The following is a 23590-nucleotide window of genomic DNA, read 5'->3' as shown; positions in this document are numbered from 1 at the left end:
TGCCGGGCAGCTGAGCGGCCCCGAGCTCGGAACCGGTCACAGATAGACTTGCACCATGATAAAAAGCAAGGACCGGCTCGTCTGGATCGACTGTGAAATGACCGGTCTCGACCTGGACAAAGACGAACTAGTGGAGATCGCGGTGGTCATCACCGACTACGACCTCAACGTGATCGACCCGGGACTCGACATCATCATCAAGCCCGATGCATCTGCGCTGGAGAATATGGGCGACTTCGTGCGCAACATGCACACCTCCTCCGGGCTTCTCACCGAGATTCCCAATGGCGTCAGCGCCGCCGAGGCCGAGTTTCAGGTGATTGAGTACATTCTCAAGTTCATTCCCGAAGAACAGAAGGCTCCCCTCGCCGGAAACTCCATCGGCACCGACCGCGCCTTCCTCACCCGCTACATGCCGCGCCTCGACTCGCACCTGCACTACCGCAATGTGGACGTCTCCTCAATCAAGGAGCTCGCCCGCCGCTGGTACCCGCGCGTGTACTTCAACGCGCCGACCAAAGACGGCGGCCACCGCGCCCTCGCCGACATTCTCGAATCGATTCGGGAACTCGCGTACTACCGCCAGACCGTGTTCGTGGCCGACCCCGGACCCTCGAGCGACGAGGCAAAAACACAATCTGAGGACGTCGTGTCGAACTTCGGTCCCGCGGTGTTATAGACTTCATGAGTTGCCCTTGCTCGTCAGAGCGTAGGACTCATGGTGGGTATAGCTCAGTTGGCAGAGCGCCTGGTTGTGGTCTAGGAGGTCGCGGGTTCAATCCCCGTTACTCACCCCATGTAGTTCCGGTCCTCGTGACCGGTGTTTCCCGCGGATGCTGAACCTTGACGAGTCCGAATTCGAACGCCTCGTCGTGGACGAGCTCGATCTGCTGCCCGACGACATGGTCGAGGGCCTCGAGAACATCATTTTTGTCGTCGAGAACCGACCCGAAGACGGCACGCTCGATTTGCTCGGACTCTACGATGGGGTCGCCCTCACCGAGCGCGGCCAATATGGATTCGGCGAGATGCCCGACCGTATTGTGCTCTACCGCGAACCGCTCCTGGCGATCTGCGCCGATCAGGACGAACTGCGCGACCAGATACATATCACCCTCGTTCACGAGATCGCCCACTTCTACGGGATTGACGACGACAGGCTGCACGAGCTCGGCTGGGCGTAGCCACTCGCGCGCTAGCCTTGATGCATGAGCAGATTTCGTCCCGGTCGGTTTATCGGCGTGTTGGTCGGAACCGTGGCCATTCTCGCGGTCGGTGTCTACGGCCCCCTCACCCTGCTGGGCCCCCTGCCCTCCGCCACCGCCACGCTGCTCCCTCCCCCGGCGCCGGCCGCAATCGTGAGCCCGCCAGCCCTACCGACCGCCGGTACGAGCGCCGTGACTGCCCTGAGGGTTGACGAATCCGGAAGCATTGTTGCGCCCACCATCCCCGCCGCCCCCATTGCCGCAGCCGGCAGCACGACACCACTCCCCCTCGCGGCCATCGCGAAGGTCATCACGGCCCTCGTCGCTTTTGACGCCAAACCGCTCACGGTGGGGGAAACCGGACCCGCCGTGACCCTCACTGCGGCCGACTACCAGAGCTACCTCGACTACACCGCACGAGGGTCACGCGCCGTGACGGTCTTCCAGGGTGAGGTCTGGAGCGAGCAGGAACTCTTACAGGCCATGCTGCTCGGCTCGAGCAATAACCACGCCGACACCATTGCGCGCTGGGCCTTCGGATCCGTCGATGCCTATGTCGAGGCGGCCAACGCCTGGCTCACGAAGCAGGGCTTCGACCACACCAGTGTGGTCGATGCCACCGGCCTGCATGACGCGAGCGCCGGCACCGGAACAGACCTCGCCGCTCTTGCCGGTCTCGCCGCCGGGAACCCGGTGATCGCTGAGATCCTGGCCAGCCCGGCATCCGCTCTCGCCGACCGTCGAGGCATCGACAACACGACGGCGTACCTGCCGGAGCTCGGCATCACCGGCATCTCACGCAGCTACACCGACGCTGCCGGGGTCTGTTTTCTGTTCACCGCCAGGATTGTGGACGGCGACAAGACCTTTGCCTTCGCCGGCGCCATTGTGGGCGAACCCGACTACAACACCCTCGACGCCGACCTGGCCGCGCTCATGACGAGCGCCACGGACGGTGTGACGGAACTGCCCCTCCTGAAGCAGGGCGACGCCTACGTCCGGTTCAACACGACGTGGGGCGCGACCTCGTCGGGAACCGTCGGTTACTCGAGGAACACCTACGCGTGGCAGGCCTCGGCGCCCGTGAAGCCGTCCATTGACCTCGACCCGGTGACGACGGGCCGGGCGGGCACGGTCGTCGGCCACGTCACCGTTGACGGCACGGCGGGCGAGGCGTCGTCAACGCTCAAGCTCGACCGCACCATCCCCGATCCGGGCCCGGGCTGGCGCCTGCTGCACCCCGTTCCCCTGATCAACGCACTGCTCGATTCCCGCGGGTAACGTTCCCGCACCTGCTTGTCCGACACCGAGCGCCTCCGACACCGAGCGCTTCCGACGCCCCGCCGTTGCATGGCCGAGCTACCGGGCCGTCAGGCGGATGCTCGCGGAGCGTTCAGGGGACTCCCTGGCGCAGTACGCCTCCCACTGCTGCTGCCACTGGTCCCAGTGTTCCCGGAATACGTCGCCGTCCCGTCCGAGGGCGCGCTCCTTGCGCAGTGCGTCGTCCGCTCCGATCCACACTCGAATGTCGCTCAACGGCTCATGGGCCGCCGCAAGCGTGCCGCAGCCCTCCACGATGAGGGGGAGGTCGGCAGGAACGGGTGTCCACCCCGCCGGTTGCTCACGAACCCAGTCGTAGCGCTGCCACGCGGCGAGGCGTCGCTTGTGGCGGGGCCGCAGCACGTGGTCGCCGAGGAGCGCACTGGCAGCGTCGAGGCCGCCCCACCCGGGATAGATGTCGTCGAGTCGTACGAGGGTCGGCACCCGGTCACCGGGCCACGCGAGCCGCAGGGCATCCGCCAGGGTGCTCTTGCCGGCACCGCTTGGACCGTCGATCAGCACGACCGCGTTGACGGGAGCGCCCCGCAGCGCGTTGAGCACCGGCGCCACAACGGCGCGCGCCTCCGATTCAGGCGAGGACAAAGGTCCACGTTCCCGCCCACACGGCAACGCCGATGGCGATGGCCGCGATGGCGCAGCCCGCACCCACCAGAACCGCGTCGCGCACACCGAAGACCGACAGCCTGGCCCAGGTTCGGGGCTCATCCGACCCGAATCCGCGAGCTTCCATGGCGGTGGCGAGTTTACTGCCGCGGCGCACGGAAATCACCAGCAGGGCGAAGGCCGGCCCCACGAAACGTCGAACGGCGCCGCCCAGTCCGCCGCCGTCTCCCACACCACGCGCTCGGCGCGCGAGGGTGAGCGAATGCCAGTCGTCAATGAACATTCCCACGAGCCGCAACCCGGCGAGGCCTCCGAGCACGAAGCGGGCGGGAAGTCGGAGCACCTGCGCCAGCCCGTCGGCAAGGTCTGTCGGATCCGTCGTGGCGAGAAGCACCACACCGGGCAGGCCGATCGCCAGCACGCGGAGTCCGATTGCCAGCCCCAACGACAGTGACCCCTCGGTGACGCTGACGAAGCCGAGCTGCCAGAGCGTGGCACCGGAGTCCTGGCCGTACATCACCGTTGTGATGGCCGCGAGGGGCGCGGCCATCCAGACCGGTGCCGTGCGCAGCCAGAATTGCCGCGGGCTGAGCCCGCACCAGAGCAGCAGCACGCCTTCGAGCAGCAGCGCCACCCCCGCCGAGATCCAGTCGATCGACAGCAGAAGCGAACAACTCACGATCAGGGCGACCGCAAGCTTCGCCACCGGGTTCAGCCGGGCGACGACGCTCGGTCGGATGGTGGGCGTCAGGAGGCTCATGAGGCGTCGACCATCGACCCGGCCGCAAGCGACCCGGGCAGTACAACAGTCGCGTCGGCCAGGGTGTCAACGAACTGTTCGTCGTGGGTAACGGCGACGAGGGCGGTGCCGTCGTCGAGCAGTTCGGCCAGCAGAAGCACAAGTTCGTGCCACGTGCGGGAATCCTGGCCGAACGTCGGCTCGTCCAGCACGAGCAGGCGCGGCCGGGTGGCCAGCACGGTGGCAACGGAGAGGCGACGCTTCTCTCCGCCCGACAGGGTGAACGGATTCGCGTCGGCCAGGTGGTCGAGACGCAGGCGCTGCAGGAGTTCGTCGACGCGAGCGGTCTGCTCCGAGGCGCTCAACCGCAGCGCACGGGGCCCGATCATGAGGTCGTCTCGTACCGTCGCCGCCAGAAACTGATGCTCCGGGTCTTGAAAGACGGTGCCGATGCGGGTCAGCAGCTCACGGGAGCGCCACCGCACAGGCTGGTCCCCGATGCCGTTCGCGAGCGCCGGCCCGGCTGTGAGCGTACCTCCGGCTGGCGCGAGGAGCCCGGAGAGCGTGAGCGCGAGCGTGGACTTGCCCGCGCCGTTCGGGCCGGTGACGGCCGTCGCGAGGCCCGCGCGAATGTCCAGGCCGACGTCTCGTGCCACGACCTCCGCGGTGCGACGAGCGAAGGGGACCCGGCCCACTGAGAGCGCATCGGCCCGCAACAGGAGCTCCGGCGCCACCGGGGATCTGAGCCGTCGAACCGGAGCACGAAGCGCGACCTGAGGCACCCAGACACCGGCTTTTGACAGCCGTTCACCCTCGCGTGCGAGCACATCAGCGGTGGGACCGTCGGCCATGACACCGCCGGCCGGATCGAGAACAATGACGCGGTCGACGACGTGCTGCCACACGGCCACGCGATGCTCGATCACGATCAGGGTTGCTCCGGAGCGATCCAGTCCGCGCACCACCGCGTCCCGGACGTCGATCACGCCGTTCGGGTCGAGGTTGGCGGTGGGCTCGTCGAGCAGCAGGAGACCCGGTGCCATGGCGAGCACCCCGGCGAGGGCCAGGCGTTGCTTCTGGCCGCCGCTGAGCGCGGAGGTCGGGTGGTCGAGGGGTAGGTCGAGTCCCACGGCCGCGAGGGCGGCTCGCACGCGCGGCCAGATTTCTGCGCGCGGAACGGCGAGGTTCTCACAGCCGAAGGCCACATCATCCCCGATTCGGGCGAGGACCACCTGCGAATCGGGATCCTGCAGCACCAGACCGACCCGGCCGCGGGCGTCCGCTGCCCGGCGACCATCGACGAGGAGGTCACCGGTGGAATCGCCGTCTTCTTCGTCTCCGAGCACGCCGGCCAGGGCGTGCACGAGTGTGCTCTTGCCCGCACCGCTCGACCCTAGCAGGAGCACGCGCTCCCCCGGTGCAATGTCAAGGTCGAGGGCCGACACCGCCGGGCGGGCGCGGCCGGCATGACGCCAGCCCCAGCCGCGGGCCGTGATTCGGGCGGGTTTGACCGGGGTGGAGCTCTGGGCGTTGGCCGACATTCGTTACCGAACGGCTTGCGGCGCGCGCGCGGGACGCATGGCCTCGCGCCCACTGGCGAAACGACTCAATGCTCCGGTTCGGGCAAGGCCGCGCACGGCCAGCCAGGAGAGCAGGCCGGCGAGCACCGTGCCGGACAGGATGGCCGTCACGAAGTACACGGTCTTGAAGCCGAGGTCGAGCGCCGCATAGCTGATGGCCGTGTCGAGGAGTGCGACGGCGAGACCGGCGCCAGCACCGGCGAGCAGTGCGACACCCAGGCGAAAGTTGGCATAAAAGAACAGGGCAAGGACGATCTCCGCGCCGAGGCCCTGCAGTACACCCCAGATCAGCGTGGCGAAGCCCCACTGGGTACCGATGAGCATCGACACGACCGCTGCGATGACCTCGGTGTACAGGGCAGCCCCGGGTTTGCGGATGATCAGCCCGCCGAGAACCCCGGCAAAAAGCCAACCGCCGGCGAGCAGCCCGCCGAGGCCGGGGGCGAATGCCAGAAGGCTGCTGAGCGGCGACCAGGCCAGGCCCCACGCCCAGAAGATGACGCCGCTCGCGACGCCGATGACGCTCGCGACGACGATGTCCACGACGCGCCAGCGATAGTTACGACCCCTGGTCGCCGTCGATGAGGTCGTGCCGAAGGTTTTAGATGTTGCGTGCATTGTCGTGCCCTTTCCGTGGATGAATCATCGGTGGATGACTCAGGTGGGGCACGGGTACGAGAAGTCTCCCTGCGCCGGCATGATCCGGATCAGGTTCGACGGTCGAAGCTCTACAGCTTCCTCTCAGCCCGGTTAACCGGACTCCCGTGTTCCTGATCAGTCTAGCCGCCCGCGTAGACTCACGGAATGGGGTCTTGTTCATGAGCATGCTTGTCGTGCTCGCCGCAGCCATGCTCATGCTCGTGCTGCTGCGTGCGTCGCTCATTCGGCGACGCCGCATCATGCGCGGTCTTCCGGTGCACGGCACCTGGCACTGGCCACGCCAGCGCCGCCGTGGGGGCCGCGCTACTTCTTGAGGGCTCGAATAATGCGGGTGAGTACGTGGCCCGTGACGCAGATGAACGGAATGGCCACCCCGAGCAGCGCAATGACGTTCGGCTCGAACCGCACCGTTCCGGCCGATTTCACGTAGGCACCGATCGGCAGCGCACCGCCACCGCCACCGCCGCCAGAGCCCTGGTCGCCCGCGTCGCCGCCGCCGAAGCCGTACTGCACGATCGCCACGGGTACGAGCGTGACGCCGTCAATCTGGATCGGTTCGCCATAGGCGGACTTCACACCGGCGGAACGGGATATCTCTGCAAGCTTTTCCGGAAGGCTAGTCATGCCAACAGGTTACCCCTCGTTCGGTTCTCTGCTGGGCACAATATGCGACGCCGGCCGAACCATGCCCCGCCCAAACCGTGCCGTGACGGTGTCCACCGCAAGCTCCGCGCCCCGCCAATCCTCGTCGGGATCCCACAGGGCGAGGCCCTGGCTGTCCGCCGGCGAGAGCTGCTCCATCCGCACGCCGATCAAACGCACCCGGATGCCGGACGCCGCGAGCACCTCGAAGGCTGCCACGGCCTCTTCATAGATGCGCCGTCCCACGTTGCTCGGCTCGGCGAGCGTACGCGACCTCGTGACGGTGCTGAAATCCCGGTAGCGGAGCTTGAGCACAACGCGCCGTCCGACCAGCCCGCCCCGCCGCAGACGCACCGCGACCGCGTCGGCAAGCCGCAGCAGTTCGCTGCGGAGCACCGCGGTATCCGTCACGTCGTACTCAAATGTCTGCTCGTGGCCGACGCTCTTCTCCTCGCGCTCAATCGTGACCGCGCGCGAGTCCCTCCCCCAGGACAGCTCGTGCAGTTTGTTCCCCGATGCTTCCCCGAGCGAGCGCTGAAGTAGGTGCAGGGGCGTGTGGGCGATGTCGCCGATCGTGCGCAGCCCGAGCCGTACGAGGGCCTCCTCGGTCGTGGCCCCCACGCCCCACATCGCGTTCACGGGCAGGGGATGCAGAAAGTCGAGTGTCGCTTCTGCCGGCACCACCAGCAGACCGTTGGGCTTGGCCAGGCCGGACGCGAGCTTGGCGATGAATTTGGTGGGCGCCGCACCGACCGAACACACCAGGCCGGTCTCGGCGAACACCCGGGTGCGGATCAGCTCACCGATCACGGCCGGCGATCCGTGCAGCCGACGCGCACCGGCCACGTCGAGGAACGCCTCGTCGATGCCGACGCGTTCCACGAGCGGCGTGACGTCATCGAAGATGCTCATGACCCGGTCGGAGTAGTGCTTGTAGGCGCTCATGTGCGGCTCAAGCACCACGGCCTGCGGGCATTTGCGTAGCGCGAGGGCCATGGGCATGGCCGAGTTCACGCCGAAGCGCCGGGCGATGTAGTTGGCCGCGGTCACGACGGAGCGACCGGAACGGTTCCCCACGATCACGGGCTGGTCGGCGAGCTCCGGGCGGTCGAGCAGCTCGACGGAGACGAAGAATGCGTCGAGGTCAACGTGCAGGATGGTGGCCGTGGAATCGTCGACGGGCGCGGTCGTGACCTGCCGTTCGCTCCCATCCTGCTTGCCCATGCAAAAACTCTAACTCGCGAGCGCAACCGGAACGTAGCGCAGGAAGCGGTACTCGAGTCCGGTGCTCGATTCGTGCCACCCGGCGGTCGGATCCGCGCTCTCGATTCTCCAGCGCGCGTCGAGGGGGGGCGCGTGGGTGTCACCCGCAACGTCCGCATTGATCTCGGTGACCTCGAGCCGGTCGGCGCGCTCAAGAAACAGGTCGAAGACCCCGCGCCCTCCGATGACCCACAGGTCACGGCCCGATGTCAGGGTCGCGGCCTCCTCCATCGCGTGGGCGACGGATGCGCCCACCGCGTGCCAGCCGGGCTGGCGGGTGAGCACAATGTTTCGCCGATCAGGCAGGGGCCGAAACCGCGGCGGCAACGAATCCCACGTGCGGCGCCCCATCAGAACGATCCCTCCCCGCGTGAGACGCGCAAAGTGCGCGAGGTCTTCGGGCAGGTGCCACGGCAACGTGCCGTCGCGGCCGATGATGCCGTTGCGGCTCTGTGCCCACACGAGCGTCAGCACGTTAGACAAGTGTCGTGCCGAACGCCAGGCCGAGCAGATAGGTGATTCCTGCGGCCGCGAGCCCGATGATGAGCTGACGCAGCGCACGGCGCAGGGGCGGGCCGCCCGAGAGCAGCCCCACGACCGCGCCGGTCGCGAGCAGCGCCGCTCCCACGAGCACGATTGCCACGAGCACGGCCGGCAGGCCGGCCATTCCGAACAGATACGGAAGCACCGGCAGCAGCGCACCGGAGGCGAAGAAGGAGAAACTTGATGCCGCGGCTCCGAGGCTCGTCCCGATGGTCTCGTGTTCGTCGACGGTCGGCATCATGGCGCGCGTGTCTGCGGCTTCCGCAGGATTCGTCGCGACCTCGGCGGTGCGCAGCACCTGCCGCGCGTGCAATTCCGCCTTGTCGGGCGACATCCCCCTCGCCCGGTAGACCAGGGTCAGCTCGTTCGCGGCGGCATCGAGGTGCGTCAGGACGCTTTTGGTCGTCAGCGTGGGGCTCGAGGCCTCCAGCAACTCTCGTTGGGACCGCACGGAGACGTATTCGCCCGCGCCCATCGACAGCGCTCCGGCCAGCAGCCCGGCGAGACCCGTGAACAGAATCGTCGCGGCGGGAACGCCCGTTGCGCCGATGCCGAGAACGAGCGCGAGATTGCTCACCAAGCCGTCGTTCACGCCGAAGACCGCGGCGCGGAAGCTGCCGGACAGGCGTTTGCGGCCGCGAGCGGCGAGCCCGCGAACGACCTCCTCGTGGATCCTCTCATCGGCGGCCATGGCGCTCGTGGCGTCGTGATCCTTGTCGTATGGGGAGCGTGACTCGGCACGCTGGGCGAGGGCGAGCACGAAAACGGAACCGAATCGGCGCGCCAGAAAGCCGAGCAGTCGCGTGCGCGGGGCGCCGCGCCTCCTCGGCCCCACCTGGTCGCCGAGGAGCCGGCGCCAGTGCGCCTCGTGCCGCCCCTCCGCCCCGGCGAGGCTCAGCAGGATCGCGCGTTCCTCCCCGGTTCGACGTGCCGCGAGGTCGCGGTAGACCGCGGCTTCCGCAAGTTCATCGGCCAGGTATCGACGCCAGCGACGAATGTCCGCGGACGTCGGTGTGCTCGGCTTTGGCACGTCGCGGAGGGGTCCGTCGCTCATACTTCGGGTGTCGTTTGCAGGCGGCTTTCCGGAACCTTCGCCGACTCATGCGGCCCGGAGCCGTCCAGTCCGTAGAACGGCTCCTCGAACGCCACCAGCCACACCGTTTCGCGCACGGTCGTCGGCACATAGAACGACGACCCGGTCAGCGCCCCCGGGGCGACGATGACGCCGATCGGGTCGTCGGCGAGGGAGTCGGGAAATTGGGCGCGATCGAGGCGCACGATGACCTGCACTCCGACACCGAATTTCCCACCGCTAGCGTCTGGGCCTTGTTTCTTCCACATCTGTTAGTCCTATTCGGCTGCGCCCGGCTCAACGGTCGCGGCGCGTTCAAGCACGAGTTCACGCACACGGGCGGCGTCGGCCTGGCCGCGCATGGCCTTCATGACCGCACCGATGACGGCGCCGGCCGCCTGCACCTTGCCGTCGCGAATCTTGGCGAGCACGTCCGGCTGCCCCAGGAGTGCGGCGTCGATGGCGGCGATGAGCGCGCCATCGTCGGAGACCACGGCGAGTCTTCTCGCGGCGACGACCTCCTCCGGCGTTCCCTCGCCGGCGATCATGCCCTCGAGCACCTGGCGGGCCAGGCGATCGGTGAGCGTTCCCGCTTCTACGAGCGTGATGAGGGCCGCGAGCTGCCCCGGCCGCACGAGCGAATCGGCGGCCACGCCTGCGACGTTCGCGAGGCGTGCAACCTCGCCGGTCCACCATTTGCGTGCCGCCTGGGCGGATGCCCCGGCCGCCACGGTGGCTTCAACGGCGTCGAGCAGGTCGGAGTTGACGACGTCCTGGAATTCAAGGTTGGTCAAGGCCCAGGTGGCCTGCAGCCGCTTGCGCCGAGCCGCCGGGGGTTCGGGAAGGGTCAGGCGCAACTCTTCGACCCATTCACGTGACGGCGCCATGGGCACGAGGTCTGGTTCCGGAAAGTAGCGGTAGTCATCGGCGTCGCTCTTGGGGCGGCCGGCCGAGGTCATACCGGTGTCTTCATGCCAGTGACGGGTTTCCTGCGTGATGGTCCCGCCGGCGTGCAGCACCGCGGCCTGACGCTGGATCTCGTAGCGCACGGCGCGTTCGACCGAGCGGAGGGAGTTCACGTTCTTCGTCTCGGTGCGGGTGCCGAGCACGTCGGAACCGCGCGGGCGGAGGGAGACGTTCGCGTCGCAGCGCACGTTGCCCTCTTCCATGCGGGCGTTCGAGACGCCGAGGGCCTTGACGATTTCCCTGATGGCGGCCACGTAGGTTTTGCCAATTTCGGGGGCGTCGTGCTCGGCGCCCTCGATCATCTGCGTGACGATCTCCACGAGTGGAACGCCGCCGCGGTTGTAGTCGACCAGGGAGTAGTCGGCGCCCTGGATGCGGCCGGTCGAGCCACCCTTGTGGGTGAGCTTGCCGGCGTCGTCTTCCATGTGGGCGCGTTCGATATCCACGGTGACGAGTCGTCCGTTTTCGAGTTCGATCGTGATCGAACCGTCGTGGCAGATCGGGTCGTCGTATTGGCTCGTCTGGAAGTTCTTCGCCGTGTCGGGGTAGAAGTAGTTCTTGCGCGCGAAGCGCGAGTGCTCGGCAATCTCACACCCGAGGGCGAGGCCCAGACGGATGCTGGACTCAATCGCCTTCTGGTTGACCTGCGGCAGGCCTCCCGGCAGTCCGAGGCACGTGGGGCAGGTGTTCGTGTTGGCACCGGACCCGAATTCGTTCGCGCAGCCACAGAACATCTTGGTTTTGGTGTTGAGTTCCACGTGCACCTCGAAGCCGAGCACCGGCTCGAACAGCTCAAGGGCCTTGTCGTAGTCCATCAATTCGGCTTTCGCCATTAGAGAGCTCCCTTGGTGCTGTTGGCGAGCGTGAGCTCCGGTGCCTGATCGAGCATGGTGTGGCCCCAGCCGGCTTCAAGCAGCTGCTCGATGGCCGCACCAACGGTGTAGAGACGGGCATCCGCTTTCGCGGGGGCCATGATCTGCAGCCCGACGGGCAGGCCGTCTTCCGGTGCGAGGCCGATGGGCACGCTCATTCCGGGCACGCCCGCGAGGTTTGCCGGAATCGTCGTCACGTCGTTGAGGTACATGGCCATGGGGTCGTCGAGCTTCTCGCCGAATTTGAATGCCGTGGTCGGGGCGCTCGGTGAGACGAGCACGTCGACCTGCGCAAAGGCGGCATCGAAGTCCCGTTGGATGAGGGTTCGCACCTTCTGGGCGCTGCCGTAGTAGGCGTCGTAGTAGCCGGTGCTGAGCGCGTAGGTGCCCAGGATGATGCGGCGCTTGACCTCGGGTCCGAAGCCGGCCTCGCGGGTCGCCGCCATCACGCGTTCGCTCGTGAGCGATCCCTCGTTCGGGTTCACCCGGATCCCGAAACGCACGGAGTCAAAGCGCGCGAGGTTGCTGGAGGCCTCGGCGGGCAGGATCAGGTAGTACGCGGCGACGGCGTACTCAAAGTTCGGAGCGGACACCTCCACGACTTCCGCCCCGGCAGCCGTGAGGAGCGCGAGCGTCTCCGCGAAACGCTGCGTGACTCCGGCCTGAAAGCCGGAACCCGAGAGCTCCTTGATGACGCCAACGCGCAGGCCCTTGAGGGCACCGTCGGCGAGGCCCGCGCGCGCGGCGGCGGCCATGGACGGCCACGCGTCGGTGAGCGAGGTTGAATCGAGCGGGTCGTGGCCGCCAATCACGTCGTGCAGCAGTGCCGCGTCATAGACCGTGCGTGAGACGGGGCCGACCTGGTCGAGCGAGGATGCGAGCGCGATGGCGCCGTAACGCGACACGCCGCCGTAGGTGGGCTTGACCCCCACGGACCCGGTGACGGCGGCGGGTTGGCGGATCGACCCTCCGGTGTCGCTTCCGAGCGCGAGTGGCGCTTCGAAGGCGCTCACCGCGGCGGCAGAGCCACCACCGGAACCGCCGGGGATGCGGTCACGGTCCCAGGGGTTGCGGGTCGGGCCGTACGCGGAATGTTCCGTGGACGAGCCCATCGCGAATTCGTCCATGTTGGTCTTGCCGAGGGGAACGAGGCCGGCGGCACGCAGTCGCGCCACCACGGTGGCGTCATAGGGCGGCACCCAGCCCTCGAGGATCTTCGACCCGGCGGTCGTCGGCATGTCGCGCGTGGCGAGAACGTCCTTGATGGCGATCGGGACGCCGGCGAGTGGGCCGAGCTCCTCCCCTGCCGCGCGCTGCGCGTCGATGCGGGCGGCGGTGGCGAGGGCAGCCGGCCCCGATACGTGCAGGAACGCGTGCAGGTCGGTGTCGACCTCGCTGATGCGATCAAGGTGGGCGCGGGTGGCTTCAACGGCGCTGACCGTGCCGTCGCGCAGCAGGGTGCTGAGGGTGTCGGCCGAGAGCCTGGTCAGATCTGTCATGGTTATTCTCCGTCCAGGATTGCGGGCACGCGGAACTTGTCGCCGTCACGGTCGGGGGCGCCGGACAGGGCCTGCTCCACCGTGAGGGAGGGAACGACGACATCGGGGCGGAAAACGTTGGTCAGCGGGAGGGGGTGACTCGTGGCGGGCATCTCAGCCGTAGCGACCTGTGACACCTTCGCGACCGAGTCGACGATCTGGCCCAGGTCGTGGGTGAGACTCGTGATCTCCTCGGGGCTGAGGTCGATCCGGGCAAGGCTTGCCAAGTGGGCAACCTGCTCGGCCGTGATTTCAGACATGGAACTCCGATTTTTTATAGACGTGGATGCCTAATTCTATTCGGAGGCGTTGGTGGCGCGTGCCGCCTGGTCTGTTCCGATCACTGCCATGTTGTGCAGGGATTCGCTTCCCCGGGTGAAATAGTCGTTATGACCCCACGATTTGTTCAGCGTTCGGCCGTTCTGCCGGTCGACACCGCCGTCCACGTCGAGCGTGTGGGCGCCGTATGAGGCGCTTCCGGGGTCGCTGCCGAAGAATCCACTGTTCACGGCCGGGTCCCAGTCCGCCTCCCCCACGTAGACGTTGCCGTTGGCCACGTTGAGCCGGTCGATCGATTGGATGGCGCTACCCGGCGAACCCACCAGGACGAGGGCGTCGACCTGTACCGAGCCGCGGGCGAGCGCTTCGAGCGACACCAGACTGCCGTAGGAGTGAGCGAACACGGACAGGAACGGCTCCTGCCCGGCTCGCGTGGAGCGGATGCCCTGCCACGAGTCCACCAGGAAGTCGGCGCCGGCCTCGGCCCGGTCGAGGCCACCAACATTGAACACGCTCGGCGTCTCATACCCGATCCATGCGATCGTGGCAACGCTGGGCGTCGCCGTGTGTGTGCTGATGGCTCGTTCCCGGAGCACGCTGACCTGTTCAGCGTAGAGATCGTCGGCCGTGTTGGACCAGTTGACGAGCTGTTCCTTCACGCCGTAGTTCATGCCGGGCACCAGGTAGCTCACGAAGTCGGCGGTGTCCGGGTTTCCCAGCGCAATCGCGGCCCTGCCACCCTTCGTGAGGTCCAGAAGCACGAGGGTGCGCGGCGGAGAGCCGCACGGCGGCAGCAATGCCTGCTGGACCTGTGCCATGACGGACAGTTCACGGTTCAGCGACGCGGAGAGGGAACGGCCAGACTGGCCGGTGAGCCGTGCGGTCGCCGTCTTCACCGCCTCGCCGAGGTACCGCGCGTTGGCCTGCCCGCGGGCGACGAGCGGGATGCCGTCAAGGTTGCCCACGAGCTGGGGAAGGTCGCCCTGGAGGTCGTGACGTGCCGCGTCATCGAGCCCCGTCCACCAGCGGGTCACCGCGCTCGCGGCCGGAGGCGCCGCGAGAATGGTATCGACGGCGGTGGGGTTGCTGGCGGCGAACGCGCTCAGTTCGGCGGGGGTGAGCCGCGCGAGTCCCTCGAGCACGGCCATGCCGCTCGTGCTGCGGCTGGCGCGCGCGGTGCCGTCGATGTCGACCGAGGTGCCTGAAGGCGACGGAAGCTGAAGCCACAGTGGCTCTGATCGGGGACCAACCCACAGGTCAGAGGCGAGTGTTTGCGCGGGCAGCAGGGTGGTGGCGTTGTCCATCGGCGTGACCTGCACGAGTTCGGGCGCGACGGACGAGTCACGCGTGCCCCCCAGGGCCAGCGAAATGACCACCGCTACCATGTCGTACAGCGCTACATCCCCTCGCCTGTGCCGCTGCCTCGTGCGCCCGCAGCACACATATGCATATCGATATCAGCATATCGGCGGCACGGGGCAAAAAAGAAGACTAATGAGCCCTATTTGTGGGGTCTGCCCCGAAAATGCACGGAAGCTAGGAAATAATGGGCGGCGGCGTCGGCAGCGCGCCCGGCCCCTGTTCGATAAGAATTCGGAATTCATCGGCGTCGAGGATGCGAATCCCCAGGGCTTCCGCCTTGGCAAGTTTGGAGCCGGCCCCGGGACCTGCCGCCACAAAGTCCGTGTTCTTGGAGACACTCGCGGCGGATTTACCGCCGGCGATGATGATGGCTTCCTGCGCTCCCTCCCGAGTGAATCCCTCCAGAGATCCTGTGGCCACGACCGTCAGGCCGGACAGCACACCATCGGCCCGGGCTGCGGCCCCCGGCCCCGGGTGCCCGGGGGTCGTGAATTGCACGCCGGCCCTGACCCAGGCGTCGACGATGTCCCGGTGCCAATCCACCTGGAACCAGTCGAGCACCGCATCCGCAATGATGCCACCGACACCATCGACCGTCGCAAGGTCCGCGGCCACACTCTCGCGAATGGCGTCGAGGGAACCGAAGTGATTGGCCAGCGCTCGGGCGGCGACCGGCCCAACATGGCGGATGTTGAGCGAAACGAGGATGCGCCACAGCGGTTTGGTCTTCGCGCGGTCGATTTCGGCGAGGAGCTTCGTGGCGCTCGCGGACGGCTGAAGTCCCGTGAGGCCCTTCTTCTTCTCGGCGGCCGTCGGATTGCGGCTGAACGGCATGCGCAACTTTTCGCTGCCGTCCACGTCTTCTCTGGGCAGGCCCGTTTCGGCGTCGCGCACGGTGACCTGGATGGGCAGCAGATCCGTCAGCTGGAGGTCGAACAGGCCGGCCTCCGTGGGAAGAGGAGGCGTCTCTGGAACGGTGGGCTGGGTCAGCGCCGCCGCCGCGACCTCGCCGAGCACCTCAATATCGAGAGCCCCGCGGGAACCGATGTGCTCGACGCGTCCGCGTACCTGCGCGGGGCAGCTTCTGGCGTTCGGGCATCGCAGGTCTATGTCACCCTCTTTCGCCGGCGCGAGCGGAGTACCGCACTCCGGGCAGTTCGCCGGCATGACGAATTCGCGTTCGGTCCCGTCGCGCAGCTCGACGACGGGGCCGAGCACCTCAGGAATCACGTCACCCGCCTTGCGCAGCACGATGGTGTCACCGATCAGAACGCCCTTGGCCTTGACCACGTCCTGGTTGTGCAGGGTGGCCTGGCGTACCTCGGACCCGGCCACCCTGACCTTGTCCATGACCGCGAACGGTGTGGCGCGTCCCGTGCGTCCCACGCTCACGACAATGTCGCGCAGCGTGGTATTGACCTGTTCCGGCGGGTACTTGTAGGCGATGGCCCAGCGCGGCGCCCGGTTGGTGGCGCCGAGTTCTGCGTGCAGTTCCAGCTCGTCGATCTTGATCACGATGCCGTCGATTTCGTGCGACACGCGTGCCCGGTGCTCGCCGTAGTACTCGATGAACTCCGCGGCCTGCCCGGGGTTCGGCGTGACCCGGAAGTACTCGCTGGTGGGCAGCCCCCAGTCCTCCAGTACCGCGTAGACCTCGGACTGGGACGTGGCTGCGGGGCGTTCCCAGGCGCCGATTCCGTGTACGAGCATGCGCAGGCGACCGAGCCTGGCCTTCATGAGGCGCAGTTGCGCGGGCGTCTTCGTTGACGCTTTTTGGCGCAGGGAGCCGCTCGCGGCGTTTCTGGCGTTCGCGAACGGGCGTTCGCCGGATGCGACCTGGGCAGCGTTGAGCTCCGCGAAGGATTCGACCGGGAAGAAGACCTCCCCGCGAACCTCCATGAGCGGAGGGTGCCCGGTGCCCGCAAGACGGCGCGGGATTCCCGGCACGAAGTCGATGTTCTCGGAGACATCCTCCCCGACCACGCCGTCCCCGCGGGTGGCCGCCGTGACGAGCACCCCGTTTTCGTAGCGCAGGTTGATGGCGAGACCGTCGATCTTGAGCTCGCAGAGGTAGTGCACGGAGCGCCCGGAATCTCTTTCGACCTTCGCAGCCCAGTCGCGGAACTCCTCGATCGAGAACACGTTGTCGAGGCTGAGCATGCGCTCCGCGTGCTGCACCGGGTCGAAGAGGGTGGTCTCGGCACGCCCACCGACCGTTTGGGTGGGGCTGTCCTGGCTCTGCAACTCAGGAAAGAGCCGTTCAAGTTCTTCGAGTCGCTGCACGAGGCCGTCATACTCGGCGTCCGAGATGGCGGGTTCGTTGCGTTCGTAGTACGCGTCTCGCGCGGCGAGGATTCGCTCGGTCAGGGTTGCCGCCTCAGCGGCGGCTTGCGACAACGAATCGTCGAGGGCGGTTTCAGTCATTCGTCACGTGCGCCACGGTTCGACTCACGCGTCAGGCACCGCTGCCGGGAGTTGCCTCGCTGGCAACAGCACCATCCGGAACGGCACTGACCGGAACAGCGCTGACGGTGCGGTCGATCGTGCACTGGCCGAGCACTCGGGTTCCCAGGTAGACCACTGCGGTCTGGCCGGGGGCAACGCCGGTCAGGGGCTCCGCGGGGATGATTTTCAGTTCGACGCGGTCTGCGTCGCGCACAACCTGCGCGATGGCCGGCACCGGGTCGGCGTGAGCTCGAATCTGCACGTGGCAGTCGAAGGCGACCTCCGGTGTGGTGGGGGCGAGCCCGGCCCAGGTATAGAAATCGCCGGCGATTTCCTTGACGGCGAGCGCCTCCTTGGGCCCGACGACGACGGTGTTAGAGATCGGCCGCACCTCGAGCACGAACCGCGGCTTGCCGTCGGAGGCCGGGGTGCCGATCGAGAGTCCCTTGCGCTGTCCAACAGTGAAGGCCACTGCTCCCGCGTGCTCGCCGAGCTTGTTGCCTTCGCGGTCGAGGATGTCTCCCGCTTCGGGGGCGACACGCTCCCCCAGCCAGCCCCGAGTGTCACCGTCCGGGATGAAGCAGATGTCGTAGGAATCCGGCTTGTTGGCCACGGAGAAGCCACGTTCGGCGGCTTCCGCGCGAACCTCGGCCTTGGACGGCGTCGCACCGAGCGGGAACATGGAGTGATTGATCTGGTCGGCGGTGAGCACGCCGAGCACGTAGGACTGGTCCTTGGCCCAGTCGGCGGCGCGATGCAGTTCTTTGTTGCCTTCGGCATCCGTCGCGATGCTGGCGTAGTGGCCCGTCACCACGGCATCGAAGCCGAGGTCGATGGCCTTTTCGAGCAGAGCCGCGAACTTGATCTTCTCGTTGCAGCGCATGCACGGGTTCGGGGTGCGGCCGGCCGCGTACTCGGCAACGAAATCATCGACGACATCAACCTTGAAGCGTGCCGAGAAGTCCCACACGTAGTACGGGATACCGATGATGTTGGCGGCGCGCTGGGCGTCCATCGAATCCTCGACCGTGCAGCAGCCACGGCTGCCGGTGCGCAGCGTTCCCGGCATTCGACTGAGCGCCAGGTGCACGCCGACGACCTCGTGTCCCGCCTCGACCGCGCGGGCTGCGGCCACGGCGGAATCAACACCGCCACTCATTGCTGCTAAAACCTTCACCGGACTAGTGTAGTCGCTCGCGGCGGCGGGGCTGACTAGGCCCTCGTCACCCGATCGGACATTCCGGCCCGCACGGCCTGGGCATGGGCGGCGGGCAGGGCATCGAGCAGGGCATCAACGTCGGCGTCGCTGCTCGAGTGACCGAGCGTGATGCGCAACGCACCGCGGGACTCGCTTTCGGAGCGTCCCATGGCCCGCAGAACGTGGGACGGTTCCGGAACGCCCGCCTGGCAGGCCGAACCCGTCGACACGGAGACGCCGGCAACGTCGAGCAGAAAGAGCAGGGAATCCCCCTCGCACCCGGGAAAACTGAAGTGGGCGTTCCCGGGCAGGCGCCCGGCCGGGTCGGGGTCGCCGTTCAGGATGGCGGCGGGGGCGATCAGGCGAACGCCGTCAATCACCCGGTCCCGCAGGACCGAGAGTCGGGCATGCTCGGCCGGCTGACCGGCGCCGAAGGCGGATGCCGCGACCGCGAACGAGACGGCCGCCGCCACATCCTGGGTGCCGCTGCGCACCTTGCGCTGCTGCCCGCCCCCGTGCAGGAGCGGCACGACGGCGGTACGGCGGCCGAGAATCAATGCCCCGATGCCCACCGGGCCACCGATCTTATGTGCCGAGAGACTCACCGCGCTCACCCCGGCCCGGCTGAGGGCCGCGAAATCGATGGGCAGGTAGCCGTAGGCCGAGACGGCGTCAACGTGCATGGGAATGTCGTGGGCGGCGGCGAGCGCCGCTATCTCGGTGAGCGGCTGGATCGTGCCGACTTCGTTGTTGGCCGCGATCACCGTGACCAGGGCAACATCCGCCGGGTTCGACGCGATGGCCGCTTCGAGGGCGTCGAGGTCGATACGCCCCAGGGCATCGAGAGGAATCCATTCGAGTTGTGCGTCATCGTGTTCGGCGAGCCACTCAACGCTGTCGAGGGTCGCATGGTGTTCGCCCTCGGCCACCAGGATGCGCCGGCGGGGAGTGCGAGCCCAGAAGAGGCCCTTTACCGCGAGGTTGATCGCCTCGGTGCCGCTCCCGGTGAAGACGACTTCGATCGGGTCGCAGGAGACGCTCGCTGCGACACCTTCGCGTGCCTCCTCCAGCATTCGTTTGGCATTTTGTCCCTGGCTGTGCACGGACGCCGGATTGCCCACGACGGCCATGGCCTCGGCACAGGCGGTGATCGCGGCGGGAAGCACGGGCGTGGTGGCCGCGTGATCGAGGTAAACGACCATCTGGTCCCTCTTTTCTACTGGTGTTCCAACCCCTAACTCTAGTTCCGGCTGTGGTTGGGACACCCCCTCCACACTGATTACGCTTGATTGCATGACTCACGCCGATCCACTGCGCAATCTCGGCGTACGAATTTCTTCCAATGGTGGCGAATTGCGCGTATGGTCCGCGCAAGCGGATGCCATTGAACTGTGTATTTTCGATGACACCGACCCGAATTGGATCATCAAGAGCATCCCGATGACCCGGGACGCCCACGACGTGTGGTCGGCGAAATCGCGCACCCTCTCCAGCGGTCGCCGTTACGGTATCCGCGTGTCGGGTCCCGTTGGACCGCGACATTCGTTCCACCCGGAAATGACCCTGCTTGAGCCGTACTCGCGCGGCCTCGTGCGTGTGGGCGCCGACACCTGGCAGTCGTCGGTTGTCGACGACCGCTTCGACTGGGGCGGAGTCCCCAAGCCCGCAGTCCCCCTGGATCACACGGTGGTCTACGAGACGCACGTGCGGGGCATCAGCCGGCTGAACAAGAAGATGCCCGATGCCCTGCGCGGAACCTACGCTGGCCTCGCCCACGACTCCACCATCGCGTACCTGACCGACCTCGGGGTCACCACCGTTGAGCTGCTGCCCGTGCAGGCCTTCGTCTCCGAGCAGCGACTGATCCAGCAGGGACTGATCAACTATTGGGGCTACAACACTCTCAATTTCTTCTCCCCGCACGCCGACTACGCCACCCAGGCCGCACAATCCGGAGGTCCGGAGGCCGTGCTGCGGGAATTCAAGGGCATGGTCAAACGGCTGCACGAGGCCGGCCTCGAAGTCATCATGGACGTCGTCTACAACCACACGGCGGAAGAGGGCCCCAACGGGCCGGTGACGAGCCTCCGCGGCATCGACAACTCGGCGTACTACCGGCAGACCGATGCCGGCCACTACATCGACGTGACCGGGTGCGGCAACACCGTGAACTTCGGCCACGAGATTCCGCGGCGCCTCGTGATGGATTCCCTGCGTTACTGGGCGAATGAGGTGCAGATCGATGGCTTCCGCTTCGACCTCGCGGTAACCCTGGGGCGCGACGAGGGCGTGGTGTACGACCCGGAGCATCCGCTGCTCACCGGGATCCGGGACGACCCGGCCCTGGCCGGTGTCAAGCTCATCGCCGAACCGTGGGACCTCGGCCAGGGCGGCTGGCAGACGGGCAACTTCGCGCCCGGCTGGTCGGAGTGGAACGACCGCTACCGCGACCGCATGCGTGACTTCTGGCTGAGCGACAGGCGCAGCATGCGCCATTCGGGGAGCGCCGGAAGCGGAATCGGTCGCTTTGCCACTCGCGTCGCTGGGTCTAGCAATACGTTCGCAACCGAGCGTGGACCGCTCGCTTCCCTCAACTTCATCACCGCGCACGACGGTTTCACCCTGGCGGACCTCACCGCCTACGACACGAAGCACAACCTCGGCAATGGGGAGTCCAACCGCGACGGCACGAGCAACAATAATTCCTACAACCACGGTGTCGAGGGGCCCACCCGGGACGTCGCGATCCTGGCGACGCGCCGGAAGGCCATGCGGAATCTGCTCGGCACCCTCCTGCTGTCCGCCGGGATCCCCATGCTCACGGCAGGGGACGAGTTCGGTCGCAGCCAGCGCGGCAACAACAACGCGTATTGCCAGGACAGTGAGCTCACCTGGCTGAACTGGGACTTTGACGACTGGCAGCAGGACCTGCACCGGGTGAGCCGTCGCCTGCTGCAGCTGCGACGGGAAAACCCTGCGCTGCGCCCGGTACGGTTCGGCCGATCTGGGGAGACGACGCTGAATGCGAGCCAGCTGGATTGGTACAACAGCGACGGTCAATCCATGTCGCACGACGATTGGAACGCACCCGAGGCCCGCACCCTGCAGTACATGGCGGCCAGTACGCCCGAACACGAGGCGTCCAACCGGATTCTGCTCGTAGTGCACGCCCGCGAGCAGGACGCCAGCGTGACCCTGCCCATCCACCCGGGGGTGGAGTCGTACACGCTTCTGTGGGATTCGAGCCACGACGACCTGCGCGACGCCGTGATCGAGCATGAACCGGGCTCCACGCTTCTGATGACGGGCGCGTCGATGCAACTCCTGCGGGCGCACGACGGCGTTCCGGCGCCGCGCGCGAGCACGGTCGCGGCGCCCGCGGCCTGACCCAGTCTCGGGCGCTGGCCGGCCGCTGGGGCGCCTTCACGGCTGACACCTAGCGGGAGTTTCCTAGCTATCTGGGGGACGCCAGACTGCGCCGAATTGAATTCCGGTGCTGGTCTGGCGTTCTTCGGCGTGGTGGCGTGACTTTTGGTCCGTGGGGGCGTATGACCTAAAGTATGGCTAGTTTGTATAAGAAGACCATCAATGGGAAGCCTTACTGGTACTTGAGGGAGATGGCCCGTGTCGACGGCAAGCCCAAGATGGTCTCCGAACGCTATCTGGGTTCAGCGGCCGATATTGAGGCGTTGCATGATGCCCGCGAGGCCGAATTGTTGCCGTCGAAGTTGCAGCACCTCGGCTTCGGAGACACGGCCGCAGTCTGGGAGATTCTGAATCGCCTCGACGTGGCCGGGATCATCGACGATGTCGTCGGCGCGCGCCGCAGTGACGCTGGAGCGTCAGTGGGGACCTATCTGGCGCTGGCTGCGCTGAACAGGGTTGTCGCCCCGACGTCGAAATTGGGCTTTGCGGACTGGTGGAAAAGCACTGCCGCGGACCGGTTCACGAAGGTGCCGGCGAGCGTGTTGGATCATCGTCGTTTCTGGGACGCGATGCATAAAGTCACCGAGGACCAGCTCGCCGAGATTGAGCAGCGACTCGCGGTGGCGATGATCACCACGTTCAACCTGAACATCTCAGCGTTGGCGTTGGATATGACCAACTTCGCGACCTACATCGATTCCGCCAACGACAAGGCGCCCATCGCTCAGCGCGGCAAAGCGAAGCAGAAACGCACTGACCTGCGCCTGGTCGGTCTGGGTCTGGTCGTCACCCGTGATGGCGGCGTGCCTCTGGTCGCCCACGCCTACCCCGGAAACCGGCCCGACGTGACCCAGTTCCCACTGATGATCGACCTCCTCAGCGCCCGCCACGCCGCCCTCGCTGCCCAAGCCGGACGAGCGGCGCCAGCGGAGATGACGGTTGTCTTCGACGCCGGCCAAAACTCCCTGAGCAACTTCGTCCACGTCACCGCCACCGGTCTCTCCTTCGTGGGTTCCATCCCACCATCCGTCGTCGCCGATCTGCTTGCCCTGCCCGCGAGCGAGCGCCGCATCGTCGATAAGGACCGATTCGGCGGGCTGAGCGCGGTCGAGACCCGACGAACGGTTTACGGCTCTGAACGCCGTGTGATCCTCACGCACTCCCCGACCCTGCACGACAAACAAGCCGTCGGATTCGTGCAAACCCTCAGCAAAGCCGAGGCGCTCCTGACCGAACTCGCCGCGACGCTGGCGCGTGGGAAAACCCGGCGCAGCACCGAGCAAGTCACCGAGGAGATCCGGTCGATCACCCACGACTACTGGGTTCGCCGCATCCTGACCTGGGATCTGACGGGCACCACGCCGGCCACGCATCAGCTCACGTTCACGGTCGATGATGACGCCCGCCTCGCGTTGGAGGCAGAGGTGTTTGGCAAGCGCGTCCTCGTCACCGACCAGGACGATTGGCCGATCGCTGATGTCGTGGCGGCCTACCGATCACAATCTGACGCGGAGTTCAGTTTCCGCCAGCTCAAAGACCCCCACGTGGTGTCGTTCTCGCCCATGCATCACTGGACCGAACACAACATCCGCGTGCACACCTTCACCTGTGTCCTGGCGCTGCAAATCGCGCACCTCATGCGCCGCCAGGCCGAGCAGGACGGCCTGCACCTCTCGGTCCGAGAGCTCCTCGACCAGCTCGAGAAGGTCCAAGAGACCGTCATGATCTTCTCTTCGACCGGCGGGCGTCCCAAAGCGCGCCGAATGCTCACCACGACGACCCCCACCCAGGACCAACTGGCCGAGATCTTCAACCTCGCCCAGTGGGCCCCGAAGAAAAGTTAGGTCATACAAAAC

Annotated in this window: 22 protein-coding genes, 1 tRNA gene and 1 riboswitch; of the genes, 7 read left to right on the top strand and 16 right to left on the bottom strand. The window is 66.8% G+C overall.

Annotated features, from left to right (window positions below; genetic code table 11):
* Window positions 1–55: 55 nt before the first annotated feature.
* From orn to EDD25_RS14945, 4 genes are all read left to right on the top strand, one after another.
* Entirely contained in the window at window positions 56–679 is a 624-nt protein-coding gene (orn, locus tag EDD25_RS14960) for an oligoribonuclease (protein WP_134174388.1), read from the top strand.
* Between the two features lie 42 nt (window positions 680–721).
* Window positions 722–797, top strand: a tRNA-His gene (locus EDD25_RS14955).
* A gap of 36 nt (window positions 798–833) precedes the next feature.
* Entirely contained in the window at window positions 834–1184 is a 351-nt protein-coding gene (locus EDD25_RS14950; protein WP_134174386.1) for a metallopeptidase family protein, read from the top strand.
* A gap of 24 nt (window positions 1185–1208) precedes the next feature.
* Complete coding sequence (locus EDD25_RS14945) at window positions 1209–2486, top strand: D-alanyl-D-alanine carboxypeptidase family protein (RefSeq protein WP_134174384.1); 1278 nt, start codon at window positions 1209–1211, stop codon at window positions 2484–2486.
* Between the two features lie 78 nt (window positions 2487–2564).
* Here the strand turns inward: EDD25_RS14945 and EDD25_RS14940 are convergent, their stop codons facing one another.
* Genes EDD25_RS14940 through EDD25_RS14925 form a run of 4 tightly spaced genes read right to left on the bottom strand, consistent with a single transcriptional unit; the run spans window position 2565 to window position 6086 of the window.
* A complete protein-coding gene (locus tag EDD25_RS14940; RefSeq protein WP_241986407.1) occupies window positions 2565–3128 on the bottom strand; it encodes a nucleoside/nucleotide kinase family protein in 564 nt (187 codons plus the stop codon).
* Window positions 3115–3909, bottom strand: coding sequence for an energy-coupling factor transporter transmembrane component T family protein (locus EDD25_RS14935; protein WP_134174382.1), 795 nt, complete (start codon window positions 3907–3909; stop codon window positions 3115–3117). Before EDD25_RS14935 ends, EDD25_RS14940 begins: the two co-directional genes overlap by 14 nt.
* Window positions 3906–5429 (bottom strand): ABC transporter ATP-binding protein, encoded by a 1524-nt coding sequence (locus EDD25_RS14930; protein ID WP_134174380.1) that lies wholly within the window; start codon window positions 5427–5429, stop codon window positions 3906–3908. The genes EDD25_RS14935 and EDD25_RS14930 overlap by 4 nt, the downstream gene beginning before the upstream one ends.
* A gap of 3 nt (window positions 5430–5432) precedes the next feature.
* Complete coding sequence (locus EDD25_RS14925) at window positions 5433–6086, bottom strand: ECF transporter S component (protein ID WP_134174378.1); 654 nt, start codon at window positions 6084–6086, stop codon at window positions 5433–5435.
* Window positions 6087–6135: 49 nt separating this feature from the next.
* Window positions 6136–6244: riboswitch (TPP riboswitch) on the bottom strand.
* Window positions 6245–6286: 42 nt separating this feature from the next.
* Between EDD25_RS14925 and EDD25_RS17635 the strand changes: the two genes are divergently transcribed.
* Window positions 6287–6442, top strand: a complete 156-nt coding sequence (locus tag EDD25_RS17635; RefSeq protein WP_166671320.1) for a hypothetical protein — start codon at window positions 6287–6289, stop codon at window positions 6440–6442.
* On the opposite strand, the gene EDD25_RS14920 is transcribed toward EDD25_RS17635, so the two are convergent.
* The 12 genes from EDD25_RS14920 to EDD25_RS14865 all read right to left on the bottom strand — a co-directional run bounded on the left by EDD25_RS14920 (window position 6432) and on the right by EDD25_RS14865 (window position 19510).
* Window positions 6432–6752, bottom strand: coding sequence for a hypothetical protein (locus tag EDD25_RS14920; RefSeq protein WP_134174376.1), 321 nt, complete (start codon window positions 6750–6752; stop codon window positions 6432–6434). The genes EDD25_RS17635 and EDD25_RS14920 overlap by 11 nt on opposite strands.
* A gap of 9 nt (window positions 6753–6761) precedes the next feature.
* Window positions 6762–7994 carry a DNA polymerase IV gene (gene dinB, locus EDD25_RS14915; protein WP_134174374.1) on the bottom strand — a complete coding sequence of 411 codons (1233 nt, stop codon included), beginning with the start codon at window positions 7992–7994 and terminating at the stop codon, window positions 6762–6764.
* A gap of 9 nt (window positions 7995–8003) precedes the next feature.
* Window positions 8004–8507: a dihydrofolate reductase gene (locus EDD25_RS14910; RefSeq protein ID WP_338419623.1), complete on the bottom strand. Its 504-nt coding sequence runs from the start codon at window positions 8505–8507 to the stop codon at window positions 8004–8006.
* 1 nt (window position 8508) lies between these two features.
* Entirely contained in the window at window positions 8509–9630 is a 1122-nt protein-coding gene (locus EDD25_RS14905) for a VIT1/CCC1 transporter family protein (RefSeq protein ID WP_134174370.1), read from the bottom strand.
* Window positions 9627–9917, bottom strand: a complete 291-nt coding sequence (locus EDD25_RS14900) for a hypothetical protein (RefSeq protein WP_134174368.1) — start codon at window positions 9915–9917, stop codon at window positions 9627–9629. The genes EDD25_RS14905 and EDD25_RS14900 overlap by 4 nt, the downstream gene beginning before the upstream one ends.
* Before the next feature lie 9 nt (window positions 9918–9926).
* Window positions 9927–11447, bottom strand: a complete 1521-nt coding sequence (gene gatB, locus EDD25_RS14895) for an Asp-tRNA(Asn)/Glu-tRNA(Gln) amidotransferase subunit GatB (protein WP_134174366.1) — start codon at window positions 11445–11447, stop codon at window positions 9927–9929.
* On the bottom strand, window positions 11447–12985 hold the full coding sequence (gene gatA / locus EDD25_RS14890) for an Asp-tRNA(Asn)/Glu-tRNA(Gln) amidotransferase subunit GatA (protein WP_134174364.1): 1539 nt from the start codon (window positions 12983–12985) through the stop codon (window positions 11447–11449). The genes gatB and gatA overlap by 1 nt, the downstream gene beginning before the upstream one ends.
* A gap of 2 nt (window positions 12986–12987) precedes the next feature.
* Complete coding sequence (gene gatC / locus EDD25_RS14885) at window positions 12988–13284, bottom strand: Asp-tRNA(Asn)/Glu-tRNA(Gln) amidotransferase subunit GatC (RefSeq protein ID WP_134174363.1); 297 nt, start codon at window positions 13282–13284, stop codon at window positions 12988–12990.
* A gap of 36 nt (window positions 13285–13320) precedes the next feature.
* Window positions 13321–14688 carry an alpha/beta hydrolase gene (locus tag EDD25_RS14880; protein WP_134174361.1) on the bottom strand — a complete coding sequence of 456 codons (1368 nt, stop codon included), beginning with the start codon at window positions 14686–14688 and terminating at the stop codon, window positions 13321–13323.
* Window positions 14689–14839: 151 nt separating this feature from the next.
* Window positions 14840–17089, bottom strand: coding sequence for an NAD-dependent DNA ligase LigA (gene ligA / locus EDD25_RS14875; RefSeq protein WP_134174359.1), 2250 nt, complete (start codon window positions 17087–17089; stop codon window positions 14840–14842).
* A gap of 31 nt (window positions 17090–17120) precedes the next feature.
* A complete protein-coding gene (gene mnmA / locus EDD25_RS14870; RefSeq protein ID WP_198418865.1) occupies window positions 17121–18287 on the bottom strand; it encodes a tRNA 2-thiouridine(34) synthase MnmA in 1167 nt (388 codons plus the stop codon).
* Window positions 18288–18322: 35 nt separating this feature from the next.
* A complete protein-coding gene (locus EDD25_RS14865) occupies window positions 18323–19510 on the bottom strand; it encodes a cysteine desulfurase family protein (RefSeq protein WP_134174357.1) in 1188 nt (395 codons plus the stop codon).
* Between the two features lie 91 nt (window positions 19511–19601).
* Between EDD25_RS14865 and glgX the strand changes: the two genes are divergently transcribed.
* Both glgX and EDD25_RS14855 read left to right on the top strand, forming a co-directional pair.
* The gene (gene glgX / locus EDD25_RS14860; RefSeq protein WP_134174355.1) at window positions 19602–21695 is read left to right on the top strand and encodes a glycogen debranching protein GlgX; all 2094 of its coding nucleotides are present in this window, start codon (window positions 19602–19604) and stop codon (window positions 21693–21695) included.
* Between the two features lie 173 nt (window positions 21696–21868).
* Complete coding sequence (locus tag EDD25_RS14855) at window positions 21869–23578, top strand: IS1634 family transposase (RefSeq protein ID WP_134174353.1); 1710 nt, start codon at window positions 21869–21871, stop codon at window positions 23576–23578.
* The last annotated feature ends 12 nt before the right edge of the window (window positions 23579–23590 follow it).

Source organism: Cryobacterium psychrophilum (assembly GCF_004365915.1).
In the GTDB taxonomy this organism is placed as follows: domain Bacteria; phylum Actinomycetota; class Actinomycetes; order Actinomycetales; family Microbacteriaceae; genus Cryobacterium; species Cryobacterium psychrophilum.
This window is presented reverse-complemented; position numbering and strand designations above follow the sequence as displayed.

Bases quoted from the DNA above. Each gene is read 5' to 3' on its own strand.
- orn (WP_134174388.1), top strand. From the start codon at position 56: ATGATAAAAAGCAAGGACCGGCTCGTCTGGATCGACTGTGAAATGACC.
- EDD25_RS14950 (WP_134174386.1), top strand. From the start codon at position 834: ATGCTGAACCTTGACGAGTCCGAATTCGAACGCCTCGTCGTGGACGAG.
- EDD25_RS14945 (WP_134174384.1), top strand. From the start codon at position 1,209: ATGAGCAGATTTCGTCCCGGTCGGTTTATCGGCGTGTTGGTCGGAACC.
- EDD25_RS14935 (WP_134174382.1), bottom strand. From the start codon at position 3,909: ATGAGCCTCCTGACGCCCACCATCCGACCGAGCGTCGTCGCCCGGCTG.
- EDD25_RS14930 (WP_134174380.1), bottom strand. From the start codon at position 5,429: ATGTCGGCCAACGCCCAGAGCTCCACCCCGGTCAAACCCGCCCGAATC.
- EDD25_RS14925 (WP_134174378.1), bottom strand. From the start codon at position 6,086: ATGCACGCAACATCTAAAACCTTCGGCACGACCTCATCGACGGCGACC.
- EDD25_RS17635 (WP_166671320.1), top strand. From the start codon at position 6,287: ATGAGCATGCTTGTCGTGCTCGCCGCAGCCATGCTCATGCTCGTGCTG.
- EDD25_RS14920 (WP_134174376.1), bottom strand. From the start codon at position 6,752: ATGACTAGCCTTCCGGAAAAGCTTGCAGAGATATCCCGTTCCGCCGGT.
- dinB (WP_134174374.1), bottom strand. From the start codon at position 7,994: ATGGGCAAGCAGGATGGGAGCGAACGGCAGGTCACGACCGCGCCCGTC.
- EDD25_RS14905 (WP_134174370.1), bottom strand. From the start codon at position 9,630: ATGAGCGACGGACCCCTCCGCGACGTGCCAAAGCCGAGCACACCGACG.
- EDD25_RS14900 (WP_134174368.1), bottom strand. From the start codon at position 9,917: ATGTGGAAGAAACAAGGCCCAGACGCTAGCGGTGGGAAATTCGGTGTC.
- gatB (WP_134174366.1), bottom strand. From the start codon at position 11,447: ATGGCGAAAGCCGAATTGATGGACTACGACAAGGCCCTTGAGCTGTTC.
- gatA (WP_134174364.1), bottom strand. From the start codon at position 12,985: ATGACAGATCTGACCAGGCTCTCGGCCGACACCCTCAGCACCCTGCTG.
- gatC (WP_134174363.1), bottom strand. From the start codon at position 13,284: ATGTCTGAAATCACGGCCGAGCAGGTTGCCCACTTGGCAAGCCTTGCC.
- EDD25_RS14880 (WP_134174361.1), bottom strand. From the start codon at position 14,688: ATGGTAGCGGTGGTCATTTCGCTGGCCCTGGGGGGCACGCGTGACTCG.
- ligA (WP_134174359.1), bottom strand. From the start codon at position 17,089: ATGACTGAAACCGCCCTCGACGATTCGTTGTCGCAAGCCGCCGCTGAG.
- EDD25_RS14865 (WP_134174357.1), bottom strand. From the start codon at position 19,510: ATGGTCGTTTACCTCGATCACGCGGCCACCACGCCCGTGCTTCCCGCC.
- glgX (WP_134174355.1), top strand. From the start codon at position 19,602: ATGACTCACGCCGATCCACTGCGCAATCTCGGCGTACGAATTTCTTCC.
- EDD25_RS14855 (WP_134174353.1), top strand. From the start codon at position 21,869: ATGGCTAGTTTGTATAAGAAGACCATCAATGGGAAGCCTTACTGGTAC.